Annotated in this window: 16 protein-coding genes; 8 read left to right on the top strand and 8 right to left on the bottom strand. The window is 68.3% G+C overall.

Annotated features, from left to right (window positions below; genetic code table 11):
• Positions 1-167 precede the first annotated feature (167 nt).
• From SGR02S_RS06995 to SGR02S_RS06980, 4 genes are all read right to left on the bottom strand, one after another.
• The gene (locus SGR02S_RS06995; protein WP_067107215.1) at positions 168-1,247 is read right to left on the bottom strand and encodes a FecR family protein; all 1,080 of its coding nucleotides are present in this window, start codon (positions 1,245-1,247) and stop codon (positions 168-170) included.
• Positions 1,247-1,789, bottom strand: a complete 543-nt coding sequence (locus tag SGR02S_RS06990) for an RNA polymerase sigma factor (RefSeq protein WP_067107213.1) — start codon at positions 1,787-1,789, stop codon at positions 1,247-1,249. Before SGR02S_RS06990 ends, SGR02S_RS06995 begins: the two co-directional genes overlap by 1 nt.
• Positions 1,790-1,864: 75 nt before the next feature.
• Positions 1,865-2,209 (bottom strand): arsenate reductase, encoded by a 345-nt coding sequence (locus SGR02S_RS06985; protein WP_067107211.1) that lies wholly within the window; start codon positions 2,207-2,209, stop codon positions 1,865-1,867.
• A gap of 77 nt (positions 2,210-2,286) precedes the next feature.
• Entirely contained in the window at positions 2,287-2,961 is a 675-nt protein-coding gene (locus SGR02S_RS06980) for a Crp/Fnr family transcriptional regulator (protein ID WP_067107209.1), read from the bottom strand.
• Between the two features lie 251 nt (positions 2,962-3,212).
• Between SGR02S_RS06980 and SGR02S_RS06975 the strand changes: the two genes are divergently transcribed.
• Positions 3,213-4,586, top strand: a complete 1,374-nt coding sequence (locus tag SGR02S_RS06975; RefSeq protein WP_067107237.1) for a class II 3-deoxy-7-phosphoheptulonate synthase — start codon at positions 3,213-3,215, stop codon at positions 4,584-4,586.
• A 235-nt stretch (positions 4,587-4,821) separates the two neighbouring features.
• On the opposite strand, the gene SGR02S_RS06970 is transcribed toward SGR02S_RS06975, so the two are convergent.
• Both SGR02S_RS06970 and SGR02S_RS06965 read right to left on the bottom strand, forming a co-directional pair.
• Positions 4,822-6,321: a M28 family peptidase gene (locus SGR02S_RS06970; RefSeq protein ID WP_255211411.1), complete on the bottom strand. Its 1,500-nt coding sequence runs from the start codon at positions 6,319-6,321 to the stop codon at positions 4,822-4,824.
• Positions 6,322-6,611: 290 nt separating this feature from the next.
• Entirely contained in the window at positions 6,612-7,418 is an 807-nt protein-coding gene (locus SGR02S_RS06965; RefSeq protein WP_067107205.1) for an HpcH/HpaI aldolase/citrate lyase family protein, read from the bottom strand.
• 67 nt (positions 7,419-7,485) lie between these two features.
• On the opposite strand from SGR02S_RS06965, the gene SGR02S_RS06960 reads away from it, so the two are divergent.
• Both SGR02S_RS06960 and SGR02S_RS06955 read left to right on the top strand, forming a co-directional pair.
• The gene (locus SGR02S_RS06960; protein WP_067107203.1) at positions 7,486-8,397 is read left to right on the top strand and encodes an SPFH domain-containing protein; all 912 of its coding nucleotides are present in this window, start codon (positions 7,486-7,488) and stop codon (positions 8,395-8,397) included.
• A 1-nt stretch (position 8,398) separates the two neighbouring features.
• Positions 8,399-8,845 carry an NfeD family protein gene (locus SGR02S_RS06955; protein WP_067107200.1) on the top strand — a complete coding sequence of 149 codons (447 nt, stop codon included), beginning with the start codon at positions 8,399-8,401 and terminating at the stop codon, positions 8,843-8,845.
• Positions 8,846-9,084: 239 nt separating this feature from the next.
• On the opposite strand, the gene SGR02S_RS06950 is transcribed toward SGR02S_RS06955, so the two are convergent.
• On the bottom strand, positions 9,085-9,615 hold the full coding sequence (locus tag SGR02S_RS06950; protein ID WP_067107235.1) for a GNAT family N-acetyltransferase: 531 nt from the start codon (positions 9,613-9,615) through the stop codon (positions 9,085-9,087).
• Between the two features lie 144 nt (positions 9,616-9,759).
• A complete protein-coding gene (locus tag SGR02S_RS06945) occupies positions 9,760-10,650 on the bottom strand; it encodes a metal-dependent hydrolase (RefSeq protein ID WP_067107197.1) in 891 nt (296 codons plus the stop codon).
• 76 nt (positions 10,651-10,726) lie between these two features.
• Between SGR02S_RS06945 and SGR02S_RS06940 the strand changes: the two genes are divergently transcribed.
• The 5 genes from SGR02S_RS06940 (at position 10,727) to sppA (ending at position 17,028) form a co-directional block, all read left to right on the top strand.
• On the top strand, positions 10,727-11,335 hold the full coding sequence (locus SGR02S_RS06940) for a TetR/AcrR family transcriptional regulator (RefSeq protein ID WP_067107232.1): 609 nt from the start codon (positions 10,727-10,729) through the stop codon (positions 11,333-11,335).
• A 68-nt stretch (positions 11,336-11,403) separates the two neighbouring features.
• Entirely contained in the window at positions 11,404-12,447 is a 1,044-nt protein-coding gene (obgE, locus tag SGR02S_RS06935; RefSeq protein ID WP_067107194.1) for a GTPase ObgE, read from the top strand.
• A 429-nt stretch (positions 12,448-12,876) separates the two neighbouring features.
• Positions 12,877-13,983: a glutamate 5-kinase gene (gene proB / locus SGR02S_RS06925; RefSeq protein WP_067107229.1), complete on the top strand. Its 1,107-nt coding sequence runs from the start codon at positions 12,877-12,879 to the stop codon at positions 13,981-13,983.
• 40 nt (positions 13,984-14,023) lie between these two features.
• The gene (locus SGR02S_RS06920; protein WP_255211410.1) at positions 14,024-14,941 is read left to right on the top strand and encodes an NAD-dependent epimerase/dehydratase family protein; all 918 of its coding nucleotides are present in this window, start codon (positions 14,024-14,026) and stop codon (positions 14,939-14,941) included.
• A gap of 107 nt (positions 14,942-15,048) precedes the next feature.
• A complete protein-coding gene (gene sppA, locus SGR02S_RS06915) occupies positions 15,049-17,028 on the top strand; it encodes a signal peptide peptidase SppA (protein WP_156482996.1) in 1,980 nt (659 codons plus the stop codon).
• The last annotated feature ends 2 nt before the right edge of the window (positions 17,029-17,030 follow it).

Below are 17,030 nucleotides of genomic sequence, written 5' to 3'. Positions count from 1 at the left end.
GGCTTTCGCCGGGGAACAGTTCTTTGTCGAAAAGGGATAATTGCCAACTTGTTTCGGGGGCCATCGCCTGCCCTCGAATAAACGCGGCCTTGAAGGAGAGGCCTGGCCTTGGATGCCGAAACAAGTTCAGCATGACGGGAGAAGAGAGACCGGCTGCGGGCGAGGGATCAACGCCCGGCGCGCAATTCGACCCCGCCATCGGGCAGCGTGTGCTGGCGGACGGGCAGCAACTCGCCGACGATGGCGGCGAAGCGTTCGGGGCTGCCGGTGCGGAATACGCCGCTGACGCGCAGGTTGCCGGTCGCGGGATCGCCGATGACGAGTTGCTTGCCCGCATAGCGGTTCATTTCGGCGACGGCCTCGGCCAGCGTCGCGTCGTTGAACTCGACGAAGCCTTCGCGCCAGCGAAGCTGCTGGTCGATGTCGGCCTTGAACTTCACAGGCCGCGCGCCGTCGGACACGAGCAGGGCCTCGCCGGGAACGAGAACGGCGGGGACCATGACGGACGCATCGGCGGCGGGCCGGTCCTCGCCCTCATCGACGACGACCTTGCCCTCGACCAGCGTGACCTTCATCCGGTCGGAGTCGAGCAAGCGGACCTCGAAGATGGTACCGAGCGCGGTGACCTGCTTCACGCCCGCCTGAACGACGAAGGGGCGGTGTGGGTCCTTGGCGACCTCGAACAGCGCCTGCCCGCGCAGCAGGCGGACGAGGCGGCGGTCGGCGACGTAGCCGACGCGGATCGCGCTGTCGGTGTTGAGGGTGATGGCGCTGCCGTCGGCGAGGCGAACGGTACGGCGCTCGCCCTTTGCAGTGGCGAACTCCCCGCTGTCGGGCGCCTCGGGGGTGGTGGCGGTCGCCGGGACGGATCGGGCCGCGAGCTGCGGCGCGTCGGCCTTCTGGCCGAACGGCAGATAATCGGTGTTCAGCGCGACCGCCGCAAGCAGCGAGGCCGCGATGCCGACGCCGATACCCGCCCACAGGCCGCGCCGCGGTTCCTTCCCGGCCGCGAGCGCCGATGCGCGCAGGGCGTCCAGCGCGGGGTCGCCCGGGGCGCCGTCGAACAGCTTCCATGCCGCTTCGGCCTTGGCGAAAGCGGCGGCGTTCGCGGCCGATTCCGCGCGCCAGGCGTCGAACTCGGCCTGTTCCTCTGGGCCGAGCGGTCCCGCGTCGATGCGGACGAGCCACGTGGCGGCAGCTTCGTCGGGCGCCAGTCCACGCAGGGTCGAGGTAGAGGGAGTCGTCATCACTCGAAGTCGATCCTTCGCATGATGTGGGTGATGGCGCGCTGCATATGCTTCTCCACCGCGCTCACGGATATTCCGAGCCGCTTCGCTATGTCATTCAGGCGCATGCCTTCGAGCCGTCTCAGCACAAATATCACCCGGGTCCGTTCCGGCAGTTCGAGCAGCACGGCGGTCGCCCGCGCAAGCTGTTGCCGATCCATCAGAACGTGCTCGGGCGAGAAATCCGCACCCCCATGCCGATTTTGATCGAATGGTTCGTGGGCGTCCGAATGGCGCGTCACTTTCTTGCGCAGATGATCGGTCAGGACGCTGCTGGCGGTCTCGAACACATAGGCGCTGAGATTCTGGCGTTCGAGTTCGGAGGCGCCGCCGCGCTTGATAAGGCGCTCGAACACCTCCTGCACCATGTCCTCCAGATCGGCGCGGTCGCGCGTGCGGCGGCCGAACCAGCTGAGCAGCGAGCGGCGGAAATCGCGGTCGAGCCGGTCGAGCGCCGCCCTGTCTTCCTCGCTATATTCGTATCGGCGCTGTCGTCTGACCATGTCCCTCACCCTCGCGCGCGAGGATGATTCACAATTTCCATGACCGCAAGACGGGTTGTGGGTGGACGAGGTCCGCTACAGCGCCCGCTCCCATTCGGCCGCGTCGAAGCCCAGCAATACCCCGCCATCATGGACCACGACCGGGCGCTTGATGGCCGAGGGATTCGCGATCATGATCGCTATCGCCTTCGCGGCGTCCAGATCGGCTTTCACCTCGTCGGGCAATTTCCGGAATGTGGTGCCGGACCGGTTGAGCAGCTTTTCCCAACCGAATCGGCGGGTCCAGTCCTCCAGCTGGTCGGCGTCGACGCCGCTTTTCTTGTAATCGTGAAACGCATAATCGACGCCGCGATCCGCAAGCCAGGCGCGAGCCTTCTTGACGGTGTCGCAGTTGGGAATCCCGAATAGGGTGACGGGCATTTTCACACCTTCAAATTTCAAATTGGAACAGCGCGTTATTCAGCCTGCAGCGTTTGCCATGAGCGCGCGGTTCCGGGTCATAGCGGCGTCCGGTCGGCAAGGCGAGTGTTCGCGCTCGCCAATTTGCCGCGCAGGGCGCGCGCGAAGCCCTCGTGCAACGCCGCCGCGATCCCCGGATTCGCCGCGAGATAGGATCGCAGCGCCTCGGCGGGCACGAACCACAGGCGGGCCCGGGTGGCCAGCGTCACCGTCCCCGTCGCATTCGCCCCATCGAGCACCGTCGCCTCGCCGATCAGCGCACCGTCGGACAGCAGGCCGACATCGGCGCCGTCGCGCTGGATCGCCGCTTCTCCCTCCGCCAGATAGAAGAGGCTGGGGACGGCCTCGTTCTCGCGGATCAGCACCTCGCCGCGGCGCGCCGAAATCCAGTGCCCCTGGTCGATCAGGCGCCGCGCCTCGACGGGACCAAGGCCGCCGAAATGCAACTGGCGCAACTGCTGCTCCTCGGGCGAGAAAGCGATTCGCGTGTCGCGGATCCAGCCGCGAAGGCCGAGACCCAGGTTGATGAGCGCGAGCAGCGCGAGGAGCAGGGCCACGCCGCTGGGGCCTCGCCCGAACAGCGCCATCGGCAGGGCGAGCAGCGCCGCCAGCGCGATTCCGATCCGCACATGATCGATGCGGACGGCAAAGCCTGTCGCGAGCAGCAACAACAGGGCGGCATAGCCGAACCAGGCGGAATCGAAGTGTGCCATAACCTTCGTTTCGCGTTGTGGTCCCGTCGAGACCCTTAGGTATGAAACGGTTACCAATTTCCGAACGGCGCGCGGCGGCGCGCCCCCGATCGCGCCTGCCGAAACCGCAGCAAATTACCAGTTTCCGCGGCGCAAGAAAAGCGCGGGTGCATAAATGGGCCGATGATGCTAATTTCCCGTCCTTGCTTCCCTGGCCCATCCGAGCCAAGGCGGCGCGCGAGATTCGATTTTGGAAGCAGAAGACGCAAAAGATGACGCAACCATGGCAACCGCATAGCTGGCGCTCGCACGAGGCGCGCCAGCTTCCGACCTACGCCGACGAGGCCGCGCTGGACGCGGCCGAGCGCGAGCTCGCGAGCTATCCGCCGCTGGTATTCGCGGGCGAGGCGCGGGCGCTGACGGACGAACTCGCGCGGGCGGTCGAAGGCAAGGCGTTCCTGCTGCAGGGCGGCGATTGCGCCGAAAGCTTCGCCGAATTCCATCCGAACAACATCCGCGACACCTTCCGCGTCCTGCTCCAGATGGCAGTCGTGCTGACCTTCGCATCGAAGGTGCCGGTGGTGAAAGTCGGCCGCATGGCGGGTCAGTTCGCCAAGCCGCGCTCGACCGATATGGAAGAGGTGAACGGCGTCGAGCTGCCGAGCTATCGCGGCGACATCATCAACGACATCGCGTTCGAGGCGGTGGGGCGCGAGCCCGACCCGCGGCGCATGGTCCGCGCCTACAGCCAGGCAGCGGCGACGCTCAACCTGCTGCGCGCCTTCGCGCACGGCGGCTATGCGAACCTGCATCAGGTCAACGCCTGGACGCACGATTTCATGGACCGCAGTCCATGGGCCAAGAAATATCAGGAAACCGCCGCGCGCATTTCCGAGGCGCTCGCTTTCATGGAGGCGTGCGGCGTGACGCCCGAAACGGTCCCGCAGATCAAGGGCACCAGCTTCTACACCAGCCACGAGGCGCTGCTGCTTCCCTATGAGCAGGCGCTCACCCGGCAGGACAGCCTGACCGGCGGCTGGTACGACACGTCGGCGCACATGCTGTGGGTCGGCGACCGCACCCGCTTCGAGGGGTCGGCGCATATCGAATATCTGCGCGGCATCGGCAATCCGGTCGGCATGAAATGCGGCCCGACGCTGGAGCCCGACGCGCTGCTGCGGCTGCTCGACACGCTCAACCCGAACCATGTGCCGGGGCGGATGACGCTGATCACCCGCTATGGTCACGACAAGATCGAAGCGCATCTGCCGAAGCTGGTGCGCGCGGTGAAGGAATCGGGTCACCCCGTCGTCTGGTCGTGCGACCCGATGCACGGCAATGTCATCAAGACTTCGACCGGCTACAAGACGCGCCCGTTCGAACGCATCCTGGCAGAGGTGCGCGGCTTCTTCGCCGTCCACCGCGCCGAGGGAACGCACGGCAGTGGCATCCACATCGAGATGACCGGCCAGAACGTCACCGAATGCACCGGCGGCGCGATGGACGTGACCCAGATGGACCTCGCCGACCGCTATCACACCCACTGCGACCCACGCCTCAACGCCGGGCAGTCGCTGGAACTGGCGTTCCTGCTGGCCGAGATGCTGAACCAGGAAATGGCCGACCGGGCGAAGCAGGCGGCCTGATAGATAAACGTCGCCCCGGCGAAAGCCGGGGCCACGCACGATCTCGCGCCCGTCAGCCAGCGGCCGCGGCTTTCGCAGGGCGATGGTTTTCGATTGTCCGGTGCGTCATTGTGAACGGAGCGAAGCAATCCATGGTAGTTTACGTCTACTCTGGATTGCCGCGCGGCTTTGCCGCTCGCAATGACGAGAGCGGCGTACGTTCAGTCAGCATCATCTCAGATCAAGACTCGATGCACTAATTCGTCCCCGGCCACCGCTTGGTATCGGCAAAGGCCCGCCCCAGCGCGACGTGCAGGTCGGCATCCTCGGCCGCGCCGCCCAGCGGCACCTTGTCCGAAAATTCGTCGCCGGGTCCGTGGTAGTCGCTTTCCAGAAACGCCTCCAGCAGCCCCATGTCCGAAAAGCTGCCCCCCACCATCAGCGACGGCACGCCCTTGGCACCGAGCGCCCAGCCGTCCTGCCGCTGGATGAAGGGGTCGGCCTCTCCATCGTCGTCGATCGTGCGGCCGAGCGCGGACGCGACCTCGCGCACCAGCGCGTCGTGGGCGGGGCGCCCGCGACCGATCGTCGCGACGGGCGTGCCGCGCGGCGAGACGGCGATAGTGTCGATGTTGAGCGCGACGGTGATGTCGGTCAGCGGCAGCACCGGATGATCGGCGAACCAGCGCGCGCCGAGCAGCCCCTTCTCCTCCGCCGTCGTCGCCATGAAATAGATGTCGCGGTCGGCGCGCGGTCCCTTGGCAAGCCGCCGGGCGACCGCGATCAGCACCGCGATGCCGCTCGCATTGTCGACCGCACCGTTGCAGATGCGGTCGGCCGCCCCTTCGGGCGCGCAGATGCCCAGATGATCCCAATGGCCGAGGAACAGCACCGCCTTGCCGTCGGGTTTTGCGCCCGGCAGCTTCGCGATGATATTATGGCTGTCGAAGCTGCGGACGGTCGCCGTCGCCGACAGGTCGGCCGTGACCGGCAGCGCCAGCCCGCGAAAGTCGGCCGCCCCGGCTGCCGCCCGCGCCGCCGCGCCATCCTCCCCCGCCTTGGCGAACAGGGCGTCGCTCGCCTCGAGCGACAGGAAGCCGCCAATCGGCGGGCCGGCCTTCGCGTCAGCGAGGCGCGTCGTCCGACTGCCCAGCGCATCGCGAAGCTGTGCCCAGGGCAGCGCGTCGGTCGCGATCACCAGCACCGCCGAGGCGCCCGCATCGGCGAGCAGCTGACGCCGTTCGCGATAGCGCGGCAGGTCGTCGCCGAACGGCGCATTGCCCATCAGCATCATCGCCAGCTTGCCGCGCACGTCGGCGTTGACCCGGCCTTCGCCGTCGACGCCATAGCCGACGAAGACCGCCGGCAGGTCCGACAGCGACGCCGCGGCATCGCGGCCGGTCAGGATGACGCCATCCTCCTCGATCGCAAAATCGCGCCCGCGCACCTTGAAATGCGCCTGGCTTCCCGTGGCCTGCGTCTCGACCAGCGGAACCGGCTGGAGCCAGGGGGTGGCGCTACCCTGCACCGGATTCAGCCCCGCCTTCGCCCACTCGCCGACGATATAGGCGATGGCGCGCGCTTCGCCTCCGGTCCCCGGCGCGCGCCCCTCGAAGGCGTCGCCCGACAGGGTGCGGATATGATTGGCAAGTTCGATCTCGGTGACCGGCGCATCGTCCCTGGCCTGGGCGGCGGGGACAGCAAGGGCGACAAGCGCCACGGCGGCAAGCGCGGCGCGGAATTTCGGCGTTTTCATGGATGCGCCGCATGGCATGCCCGCCCCGGGCAGGCAAGGCGCGTTCGTCGAACGACGAAAGGCATCGGCAGGTCATCTTGGCCGCAAAAACCTGCCTCCCCTCCCGCAAGCGGGAGGGGAGAACAGGTGGTCGCATGACAGGATTCACGCGGAGACACGGAGGTATGGAGAAATAGCCTTTTCCGCGCCGCAGCTATTTCTCTCAACCGCAGATTTCGAACCGAGGTCGCGGAATGAGGAAGCCTGTCGGCCTGAACCCTCCGCGATCTCTGCGCCTCTGCGCGAATCTCCTATCCGCGCCCCGCCCGCTCTAGCAACGCCCGTGCCGCAGCAACGTGCATGTCCTCGATCATCCGTCCTTCGTGTCGCTGCGCCCCGCCGGTCGCGGCTGCGACGAGCGCCTCGGCGGCGACGATCTCACGCGGCGACGGAGCGAAGGCGGCGTTGCACGGATCGACTTGTGTCGGGTGGATCAGCGTCTTGCCGTCGAAGCCGAGCCGCCGCCCGTCGGCCGCCTCGGCCGCAAAGCCCGCCGCATCGTCGATGGCGTTATAGACGCCGTCGAAGCACCAGCCGCCTTCGGCCCGCGCGGCGAGCACGATCGCCTGGATCGCGTGGCTCATTGCGCCGCGATCGGTCCCGTCGGGAAGCTTCAACTCGTGCGCGAGGTCGTTGAGCCCGGCGATCAGCCCGTGCGTCGCCGGGTCGGCGGCGATGTCGCGCGCGGCATAGATGGCGGCGGGCGTCTCGATCATCGCGAACAGCGGCAGGCCGAGTCCGCGCGCGAGAGCGAGATCGGAGGGTGCATCGACCTTGGGCAGCACCACCGCGTCGAGCGCCAGCCCGGCGAGCGCATCGAGATCGGCCGCCTGATGCGCGCTGCCGGTCCCGTTGATCCGCACCGCGACGCGCTTGCCGGGAAAGCCCGCGGCGACCGCGGCGCGCATCGCCTCGCGCGCTTCCGCCTTGCGGTCCGCCGGCACCGCATCCTCCAGGTCGACGATCAGCATGTCGGCGGCAAGCCCGCGCGCCTTTTCGAGCGCGCGCGCGTTGGAGGCGGGAACGTAGAGCAGCGAGCGGGGAGCAAAGTCGATCATGCGCTTTTCTGTGGCGCACCCGCGCCATTGCCGCAATAAGGGAAAGGATTTGCAGGAGGGACGACCGATGGAATTCGCACTCGCACTGGTGGTTCTGGCGCTGGTGTTCCTCGTCTGGGCGCTGACGCCCGTGCGGCAGGGCTATGCCTATACGATCGAGCGCTTCGGCCGCTACACGCACACCGCCCAGCCCGGGCTCAACTTCATCATGCCGATCTTCGACCGCGTCGGGCGCAAGGTGAACATGATGGAGCAGGTGCTCGACATTCCGGGGCAGGAAATCATCACCAAGGACAATGCGATGGTCGCGGTCGACGGCGTCGTCTTCTTCCAGGTGCTCGACGCCGCCAAGGCCGCCTATGAAGTCAGCGACCTCTACCTGTCGATCATGAACCTGACGACGACCAACCTGCGCACCGTGATGGGGTCGATGGACCTCGACGAGACGCTGTCGAAGCGCGACGAGATCAACACGCGGCTGCTGCATGTCGTCGACGACGCGACGACGCCCTGGGGGGTCAAGATCACCCGCGTCGAGATCAAGGACATCCGCCCGCCCGCAGACATCTCGAACGCGATGGCGCGGCAGATGAAGGCCGAGCGCGAAAAGCGCGCCGCGATCCTCGAGGCCGAGGGCCTGCGCGCGTCGGAGATTCTGCGCGCCGAGGGCGAGAAGCAGGGCCAGATCTTGCAGGCCGAAGGGCGCCGCGAAGCCGCCTTCCGCGACGCCGAGGCGCGCGAGCGCGAGGCGGAGGCAGAGGCGAAGGCGACGCAGATGGTGTCGGACGCGATCGCCAGCGGCAACGCGCAGGCGATCAACTATTTCGTCGCGCAGAAATATGTCGAGGCGGTCAGCCAGTTCGCGACCAGCCCGAACAGCAAGACGATCCTCTTCCCGGTCGAGGCGACGCAGCTGATCGGCACGCTCGGCGGCATTGGCGAACTGGCGCGCGACGCCATCGAACGCAAGGGCGCCTGACATGCCGGGCTGGCTGTCGCACATGGACCCGCATTGGGTGTGGCTGTCGCTCGGCGTGCTGCTTGCCGCGGCGGAGATCGTCGCGCCGGGCTTTTTCCTCATCTGGCTGGGTGCCGCGGCGATCGTCACCGGGGTCGTCGCCTGGATCGTGCCGATCTCGGTGCCGCTGCAGCTCGGCATCTTCGCGGTACTGTCGTTCATCGTGCTCTACACAGCGCGGCGCTGGCTGAAGGCCAACCCGATCGCGTCCGCCGATCCCCACCTCAACCAGCGCGCCGGGCGGCTGGTCGGCGAGGTACTGACCGTGACGCGGGCGATCGAGGACGGCCGCGGCCGCGCGAAGGTCGGCGACGGCGAATGGCCGGTCCATGGCCCCGACGCCGCCGAGGGCGCCAAGGTCCGCGTCGTCAGCGCCGATGGCGGCGTGCTGGTGGTGGAACCGGCCTGAAACCGCGTCGACGGCCTGCGATCTGCAGGAATTCCGGTTTCCGCATTATCCTTTTTCCGTCGTGCTGAATTTGTGTCAGCATTCGTGACCCCTGTTCCCCGGCGCAAGCCGGGGTCCTGATAGCTTGGCGCTGCCTCGCGTGGGCGCCGGCTTGCGCCGGGGAACGGCCCCTTGCCAGCATGAAGCAGGCGAAACCCGCTCTGGCTCGCTTCGCTACGCTCGCAATGACGAAAGCGGGGCTACCCCCCGCGCGGGCGGCTGTAGATCGCGACGACATGGCCCAGCGCGTCGCTGTCGCCGATCAGGCGGAAGCCGAGCTTCTCCGCCACCCGCTCCGACGCCTCGTTGCCGGGATCGATGATGCAGCGCACTTCGGCCGCGTCGAGCGTCGCGTCGGCCCAGCCGAGGACCGCGCGCATCGCCTCCGTCCCCAGGCCCATGCCCCAGTGGTCGGCGTCGAACGCCCAGCCCGCCTCCGGCTGCCCTTCCAGTTCGGCGATGCCGCGGCAGAAATAGGAGAGGCCGCCCTGCCCGACCAGCCGGTCGGTCGCCTTGTCGGCGAACACCCAATAGCCATAGCCGAGCACCGGCCACATCCCGGCAGAGCTCAGGAACTTGCCCCATGCGACATCGGGCGCACGCGGCTCGCCGCCGATGAAGCGCGTCACGCGCGGATCGGCCCACATCGCGATATGGACATCCTTGTCCGACAGGCGATGCTCGCGCAGGCGCAGGCGGTCGGTCTCGATGACGGGAGGAGCGCTGATCATGGGTGCGCCATGCCGCATCGCGCCGCGGACGGCAATCGCCGTCATGCAAGCCCGCGATTTCCGCGAAGGCAGCCGGACGACCGGGAGAGAGAAGACCGGTCCGGCCGCCTTCGCGAAACGCTCTGCTTGCGAAAGCCCGACGCTTCAGGCGGCCGCAGCCGCCGCAGGCGCCGCCGACGAATGTGCGGGCATCAGCGCGTCAGCATAAGCACCCTCATAGCGACCGATCAGCGCGCGATCGTCATGGTTCCAGGGGTGGAAGCCCGGCATGAAATAGGCGAGCCAGGGCCGAAAGCTCTTGCGCAGCACCCCCGGCTTGCCGAGCAGATACCACCAGATGCGCGCGGTCACCCGCCAGCCGGTCAGCCCGTCCTGCCGCAGCAATATCTTCATGCCGCGGACGCGCTTCGGCCAGAAGCGCGCCGTGACGACGAGCATCATCAGCGACTTCGCCTTCCAGCGCCGCCAGCGGCTCCAGTCCTTCGTCGCGTGAAGCCAGGTGTCGTAGGCGACGCCCTTGTGCTCGATCTCCTCGATCGCATGCCATTTCCACAGCGCGCCCCACTCGGGCTCGGCCCCCTGATACATGGCGGGATCCTTGAGCATGATCGCCGCGAGCATCGCGGTATAATGTTCGAGCGCGATCGTCGCCATCAGGTTGACGATCGGCGGTCGCTGCTTGATCAGTTCCATCACCGCGTCGACATCGGCCTCGAGTTCGGAGAGGTCGTAGCCCGCCTCCTCCGCCTTGCGGTTGAAGACGACATGCTCGCGGCTGTGGATCACTTCCTGCTGGGTGAAGGCGCGAATCTCGCGCGCCAGCTTGTCGGGCACGCCATCGCGGTGGGCTTTCACCGCCTCGATGAACATCGCCTCGCCCTTTGGAAAGGTCACCGACAGCGCGGTGTGGAAGGTCGAGGCGATCGGATCGCCGTTCAGCCACCAGCGCCCCTGCCGGTCGTCGCGACCGAAGCGCATGTCGCGCGGGGTGATCGCCAGATCATGCGGCGTGGGGGAGAGCGAAAGGCTGGACATATCTTCCTCACCGGCGAATAGGGGGTGAAGGCGCGGGGGCGCCTCAGGGGCAAGTATCTAGGAATTACTTACAGTGGTGTCAATAGCAAAGAAGCGACTGAGCCCGGAGGAGAGCCGGTCGGTCGCATTGGAAGCAGCCCGTCAGATATTGATCGAACTGGGGCCGCAGGCGGTGACGCTGAAGGCGGTGGCGGGACGCATCGACCGCACCCACGCCAATCTGCTCCACCATTTCGGCAGCGCGGCGGGCCTGCAAAAGGCCTTGGCCGCCTATCTGGCCGAAACGGTGTGTGACACGATCGCCGCCAAGATGACCGCCTCGCCGCCGGGTGAGCGCAACGTGCGCGAGATCGTCGACCTCGCCTTCGACGCCTTCGACAGCGGCGGCGCGGGGGCGCTGGCGACGTGGATGGCGGCAACCGGCAACGACGATTCGCTCGACCCGATCATCGCCGCGATCCATCGGCTGATCGACGGCATGGCCCCCGACGCGCACGAAAAGCGCCTGATGCACGAGGACACGCTGGCGCTGGTGCTGATGGCGATGGGCGACGCGCACCTTGGCGGCCCGATGGCCGAGGCGCTGGGCCTGCCGCGCGACACCGCGCGCGCGCTGGCGACCGAACTGATCGCTGGGCGGATCGGAACCTTCTGGGCCGAACAGGGCGGGAAGCCGGGCTGCTGACTATCGCCCGGCGCAAGCCGGGGCGACGATCCCTAGCCAAGTCCCCGCCTTCCCCGTAAAGGGCGGCGATGCATTTCCTCGATCAGGCCAAGATCTTCATCAAGTCGGGCGACGGCGGCCCCGGCGCCGTCAGCTTTCGGCGTGAGAAATATATCGAATATGGCGGCCCCGACGGCGGCAACGGCGGCAAGGGCGGCGACGTCGTGTTCGAGGCGGTCGCCGGGCTGAATACGCTGATCGACTTCCGCTATACCCAGCATTTCAAGGCGAGGCGCGGAACCCCCGGCGCGGGCCGCGACCGCACCGGCGCGGGCGGCGACGATCTGGTGATCGAGGTGCCGGTGGGCACGCAGATCCTCGCCGACGATGACGAACGGACGCTGCTCGCCGATCTGACCCGGGCGGGCGAGCGCGTCGTCTTCCTGCGCGGCGGCGACGGCGGGCGCGGCAATGCGAGCTACAAGAGTTCGACCAACCGCGCGCCGCGCCAGCATGGCCCCGGCTGGCCGGGCGAGGAGATGTGGGTGTGGCTGCGGCTGAAACTGCTCGCCGACGCGGGGCTTGTCGGCCTGCCCAACGCCGGCAAGTCGACCTTCATCAACGCGGTCACCAACGCGCAGGCCAAGGTCGGTGCCTATGCCTTCACCACGACGCGGCCGCAGCTCGGCGTGGTCAGCCACAAGGGCCGCGAATTCGTGATCGCCGATATTCCCGGCCTGATCGAGGGCGCCGCCGACGGCGCTGGGATCGGCGACCGCTTCCTCGGCCATATCGAACGCTGCCGCGTGCTGCTACACCTCGTCGACGCCAATGACGAGAATGTCGCGACCAGCTATCGCATCGTGCGCGACGAACTAGAGGCCTATGGCGCCGGGCTGACCGACAAGCCGGTGATCGTCGCACTCAACAAGGTCGACACGCTAGACGACGAACTGATCGCGGCGCTGTCGGCGGAACTCGCCGAAGAAAGCGGCAAGCCCGTGATGGCGCTCTCGGGCGCGAGCGGCGCGGGAGTCGAGGCAGTGCTCGACAAATTGCTCGAAGCGATCGACCATCCCGAACCGGGCAGCGACGAAAGAGAAGACGCCGGCGGCGATTGGTCGCCGATCTGAACGACCTGGCGGGCGAAACCGCAGGCCAGCCGGTTTCGCCCGAAAGGCGCCATTCCCATTTTCCCTTCGTCATTCCCGCGAAAGCGGGAATCCAGAGCATGCGTCGGCCGACCTATCCCTGGATCCCCGCTTTCGCGGGAATGACGAAGACAGGGTATGTCTGGAATCCACGCCGAACGGCTATTTCTTCACCCCGCCATGCCGGCGATTTTCCGCTGTCCTACATTGCACCGCCGCGATAGCCTCCGCATTCATGTCTCTCCGACTGTCCGCTTCCCTCCTCCCGCGCACCGCCTTTCGCCTCGCGGAGAAGGCAGAAAGAGGGAGGGGACGTACCGTGTACTTAATATACTTTGAAAGAAGATTGCGCGGTGCGACTCGGGGATATTCGCATTGGCGCGCCGCGCCGCGCGCGCTATCGGCGGCGGCATGATGCTGTTCCCTCCCGCCTCCTGTCCGCGGCTGATCGTCAAGATCGGATCGGCGCTGCTCGTCGATCCCGATGGCGCGGTGCGGCGCGACTGGGTCGCGGGGATCGCCGCCGATATTGCCGCGCGCGCGCGGTCCGGGCAGCAGGTCGCGGTCGTGTCGTCGGGCGCGATCGCGCTGGGCGCGCGGCGGCTGGGGCTCGCCAAGGGCGGGCGCGCGAGCCTGGAGGATGCGCAGGCCGCCGCCGCGACGGGGCAGATCGCGCTGTCGCAAGTTTGGGCCGAGTTGCTCGGTGCCGAGGGGCTGACCGCGGCACAGATGCTCGTCACCCTCGACGACCTCGAACATCGTCGCCGCTACCTCAACGCCGCGGCCACGCTCGACCGGCTGCTCTCGCTGCGCGTCGTGCCGATCATCAACGAGAATGACAGCGTCGCGACCGCCGAAATCCGCTTCGGCGACAACGACCGGCTCGCGGCGCGCGTCGCGCAGGCGGCCGGGGCGGACGGCGTCGTGCTGCTGTCCGACGTCGACGGGCTCTACGACCGCAATCCTGCGATCCCCGGCGCACGTCATATCGCAAGGGTCGAGCGCATCGACGCGCAGATCGAGGCGATGGCCGACGCCGGGTCGGCTTCGGGCATGGGATCGGGCGGCATGGTGTCGAAGATCGCGGCAGCGCGCATCGCCAACGCCGCGGGCGCGCATCTCGCGATCGCATCGGGCCGCATCGACCGGCCGCTGTCGGCCGAGGCGCGGCATACGCTGTTCCTCCCCAAACGGGGGGCCAGCGCGCGCAAGGCGTGGCTCGCGGGACGGCTGACCGTCAAGGGCCGGCTCGCCATCGACGCTGGCGCGGTCCGCGCGCTACAGGGCGGCGCCAGCCTGCTCGCGGCGGGCGTCACCGCCGCCAGCGGTGATTTCGCGCGCGGCGACATCGTCGATATCGCGGGGCCCGACGGGCGCATCGTCGCGCGCGGCCTGTCCGAATATCCGGTCGCCGACGCCGCGGCGATCCTCGGCCTCGGGCGTGACGCGCAGGAGGCGGCGCTCGGCCATACGCCGCGCAGTGCAGTCGTCCATCGCGATCATATGGTGCTGCTGTGATGACGCGCGACCAAATCTTTCCCGTGCCGGGGCGGCTCTGATGCAACCCACGCTGGCGATGACCGGCGCAACCGGCTTCGTCGGGCGCGCGACGCTGCGCCAGGCGGTCGAAGCCGGCTGGCACGTCCGCGCGCTCACCCGCCGGGCGCAGGAGGCGCGCGACGGCGTCACATGGATCGCCGGCGCGCTCGACCGGGCCGACAGCCTTACAGAGATGGTGGCCGGGGCCGACGCGCTGCTCCACATCGCGGGCGTGGTCAACGTCCCGACCCGCGCAGCGTTCGAGGCGGGCAACGCGGTCGCCACGGCGAATGTCGTCGAGGCCGCGCGCGGCGCCGGGGTGCGGCGCTTCGTCCACGTTTCCTCGCTCGCCGCGCGCGAACCCGGCCTGTCGCACTATGGCTGGTCGAAGGCGCGCGCCGAGACGATCGTCGAGGCGAGCGGACTCGACTGGACGATCGTACGCCCGCCCGCCGTCTTCGGCCCCGGGGATACCGAGATGCTCGACCTGTTCCGCATGGCGCGGCGCGGCCTGATGCTGATCCCACCGCGCGGCCGGATATCGGCGATCTACGTCGACGAACTGGCGCGGCTGCTGGTCGCGCTCGCGGCAGAGCGCCATGCCGGCGTCGGGCAGACCTACGAACCCGACGACGGCCAGCCCGGCGGCTGGTCGCATCGCGGCTTCGCGCGCGCCATCGGCCGCGCCGTCAGGCGCGATCGCGTCGCGACGCTCGCTGTCCCGGCGCCGCTGCTGCACGCCGGAGGCCGACTCGACATGCTGGTGCGCCGCCACCGCGCCAAGCTGACCGCCGACCGCGCCCGCTATATCGCGCATCCGGACTGGGTGGCGGCAGAGGGCGCCTGTCCGCCGCCCGACCTGTGGCGCCCCGCCGTCGACACCGCCGATGCCCTCGCCGAGACGGTGCGCTGGTACCGGCAGGAAGGATGGCTGTGACGCCGTCTCCCCTCCCGCAAGCGCGAGGAGAGATGGGATCGCTTCGCCGTCTTCGGCTCTTCGCAATGACGGTTCCATCTCGGATCATCACGCACTAGATTTGCACAATGACCGACGCCCCAACCTCCGCCCCGAATCCCGCCGGCCCCTGGGCCATCCCCGTACGCCGTCGGCTGCCCGGCGACGATGCGCCGCGCGGCACGATCAGCTTTCCGCGCCGGGTCTGGCGGCTGCTCGTGGCGATCAAGGATGGGCTGGCGCTCGTCTTCCTGCTGCTGTTCTTCGCGGCGCTGTTCGGCCTGCTCGCGGGCCGTCCCAACGCCTCGCTGCCGGTCAGCAACGGGGCGCTCCTGCTCCAACTCGACGGAATCGTCACCGAGCAGCCGGCGGAAATCGACCCGTTCGCGGCGCTTTCGGGCGGCGCGCAGCTTCGCGAATATCGCGTCCGCGACATCGTCCAGGCGCTCGAAACCGCCGCCGACGACAAGCGCGTGACCTCGGTCGTCCTCGATCTCGACCGCTTCCTGGGCGGCGGGCAGGTCTCGCTCGCAGAGATCGGCGCCGCGATCGACAAGGTGCGCGCGAAGAAAAAGCCGGTGCTCGCCTTCGCCACCGCCTACACGACCGACAGCTATCAGGTCGCGGCGCACGCCAGCGAGATATGGGCCGACGACATGGGCGGCGTCGCCATCGCCGGGCCCGGCGGGTCGCGCCTCTATTACAAGGGGCTGATGGACCGGCTCGGCATCACCGCCCACATCTATCGCGTCGGCACCTTCAAGAGCGCGGTCGAGCCCTATCTGCGCGGCGACCAGTCGCCCGAGGCGAAGCAGGCCGACCTCGCCTATGCCGGCGTGCTGTGGGACAAGTGGCTCGCCGACGTGAAGGCGGCAAGGCCGAAGGCAAAGCTCGACGCTTTCATCGCCGACACGCCGGGCGCGGTCCGGGCGGCAAGCGGCGACTTGGGCCAGGCATCGCTGTCCGCCGGGCTGGTCGACAAGCTTGGCGGACGCATGGCATTCGGCGCGCGCGTGGCCGAAATCAGCGGCGCCGCGGACGACAGCCGGCCGTGGGATTATAACGCCATCCCGCTCGACAATTGGGTCGCCGCCAATCCGCCCGCGCAGAAGGGCCGCGCGATCGCGGTGATCCCGGTGGCGGGCGAGATCGTCGACGGCGAAGCCTCGAACGGAACCGCCGGCGGGGAAACGATCGCCGGTCACATCCTCGACGCCGCGAGCGACGGCGGGGTGAAGGCGATCGTGCTGCGCGTCGATTCGCCGGGCGGATCGGTGCTGGCGTCCGAACAGATTCGCCAGGCGCTGCTCGCCGCCAAGGCGAAGAAGCTGCCGATCGTCGTCTCGATGGCCAATGTCGCGGCGTCGGGCGGCTACTGGATCTCGACCCCCGCCGACCGCATCTTCGCAGAGCCCGACACGATCACCGGCTCGATCGGTGTCTTCGGCATCCTGCCGAGTTTCGATCAGACACTGGCAAAGATCGGCGTGACCACCGACGGCATCGCGACGACGCCGCTGTCGGGCCAGCCCGACATATTGGGCGGCGTCAACGAACCGTTCAACCAGCTCGCGCAGGCGAGCGTCGAGCAAATCTATGCCCGCTTCACCGGCCTCGTCGCCAAGAGCCGCAAGCAGCCGCTCGACAAGGTGCTGCCGATCGCCGAAGGCCGGGTATGGGCGGGCGGAACCGCGCGCCAGATCGGGCTGGTCGACCAGTTCGGCGGCCTGCCCGACGCGCTGGCCGCGGCGGCGAAGCTGGCAAAGGTCGACGGCGCCTTCCACGCCAAATATTTCGAGGACGAACCGAGCGAGTGGTCGAAGCTGCTCGCCAGCCTGACGCGCGACGACAGCGCCGATACCGCCGCGCCGCGCGGCTGGTTCGGCATCGCGGCGATGAACCGGCAGCTGGCCGAACGCCGGCTGGTGCAGGACCTGTCGATGCTGTCGGAGTCGGGGTCGGTGCAGGCGGCGTGCCTCGACTGCCGCGCCTATCTGCCGGTGGTGCCGCGGCCGGGCGCGACCAGCCCGAAAGGCGTGTTCGCCGCGCTGGCGTTGCTGTTGAGGTGACG

It is taken from the genome of Sphingopyxis granuli NBRC 100800 (assembly GCF_001591045.1).
GTDB lineage: Bacteria > Pseudomonadota > Alphaproteobacteria > Sphingomonadales > Sphingomonadaceae > Sphingopyxis > Sphingopyxis granuli.
This window is presented reverse-complemented; position numbering and strand designations above follow the sequence as displayed.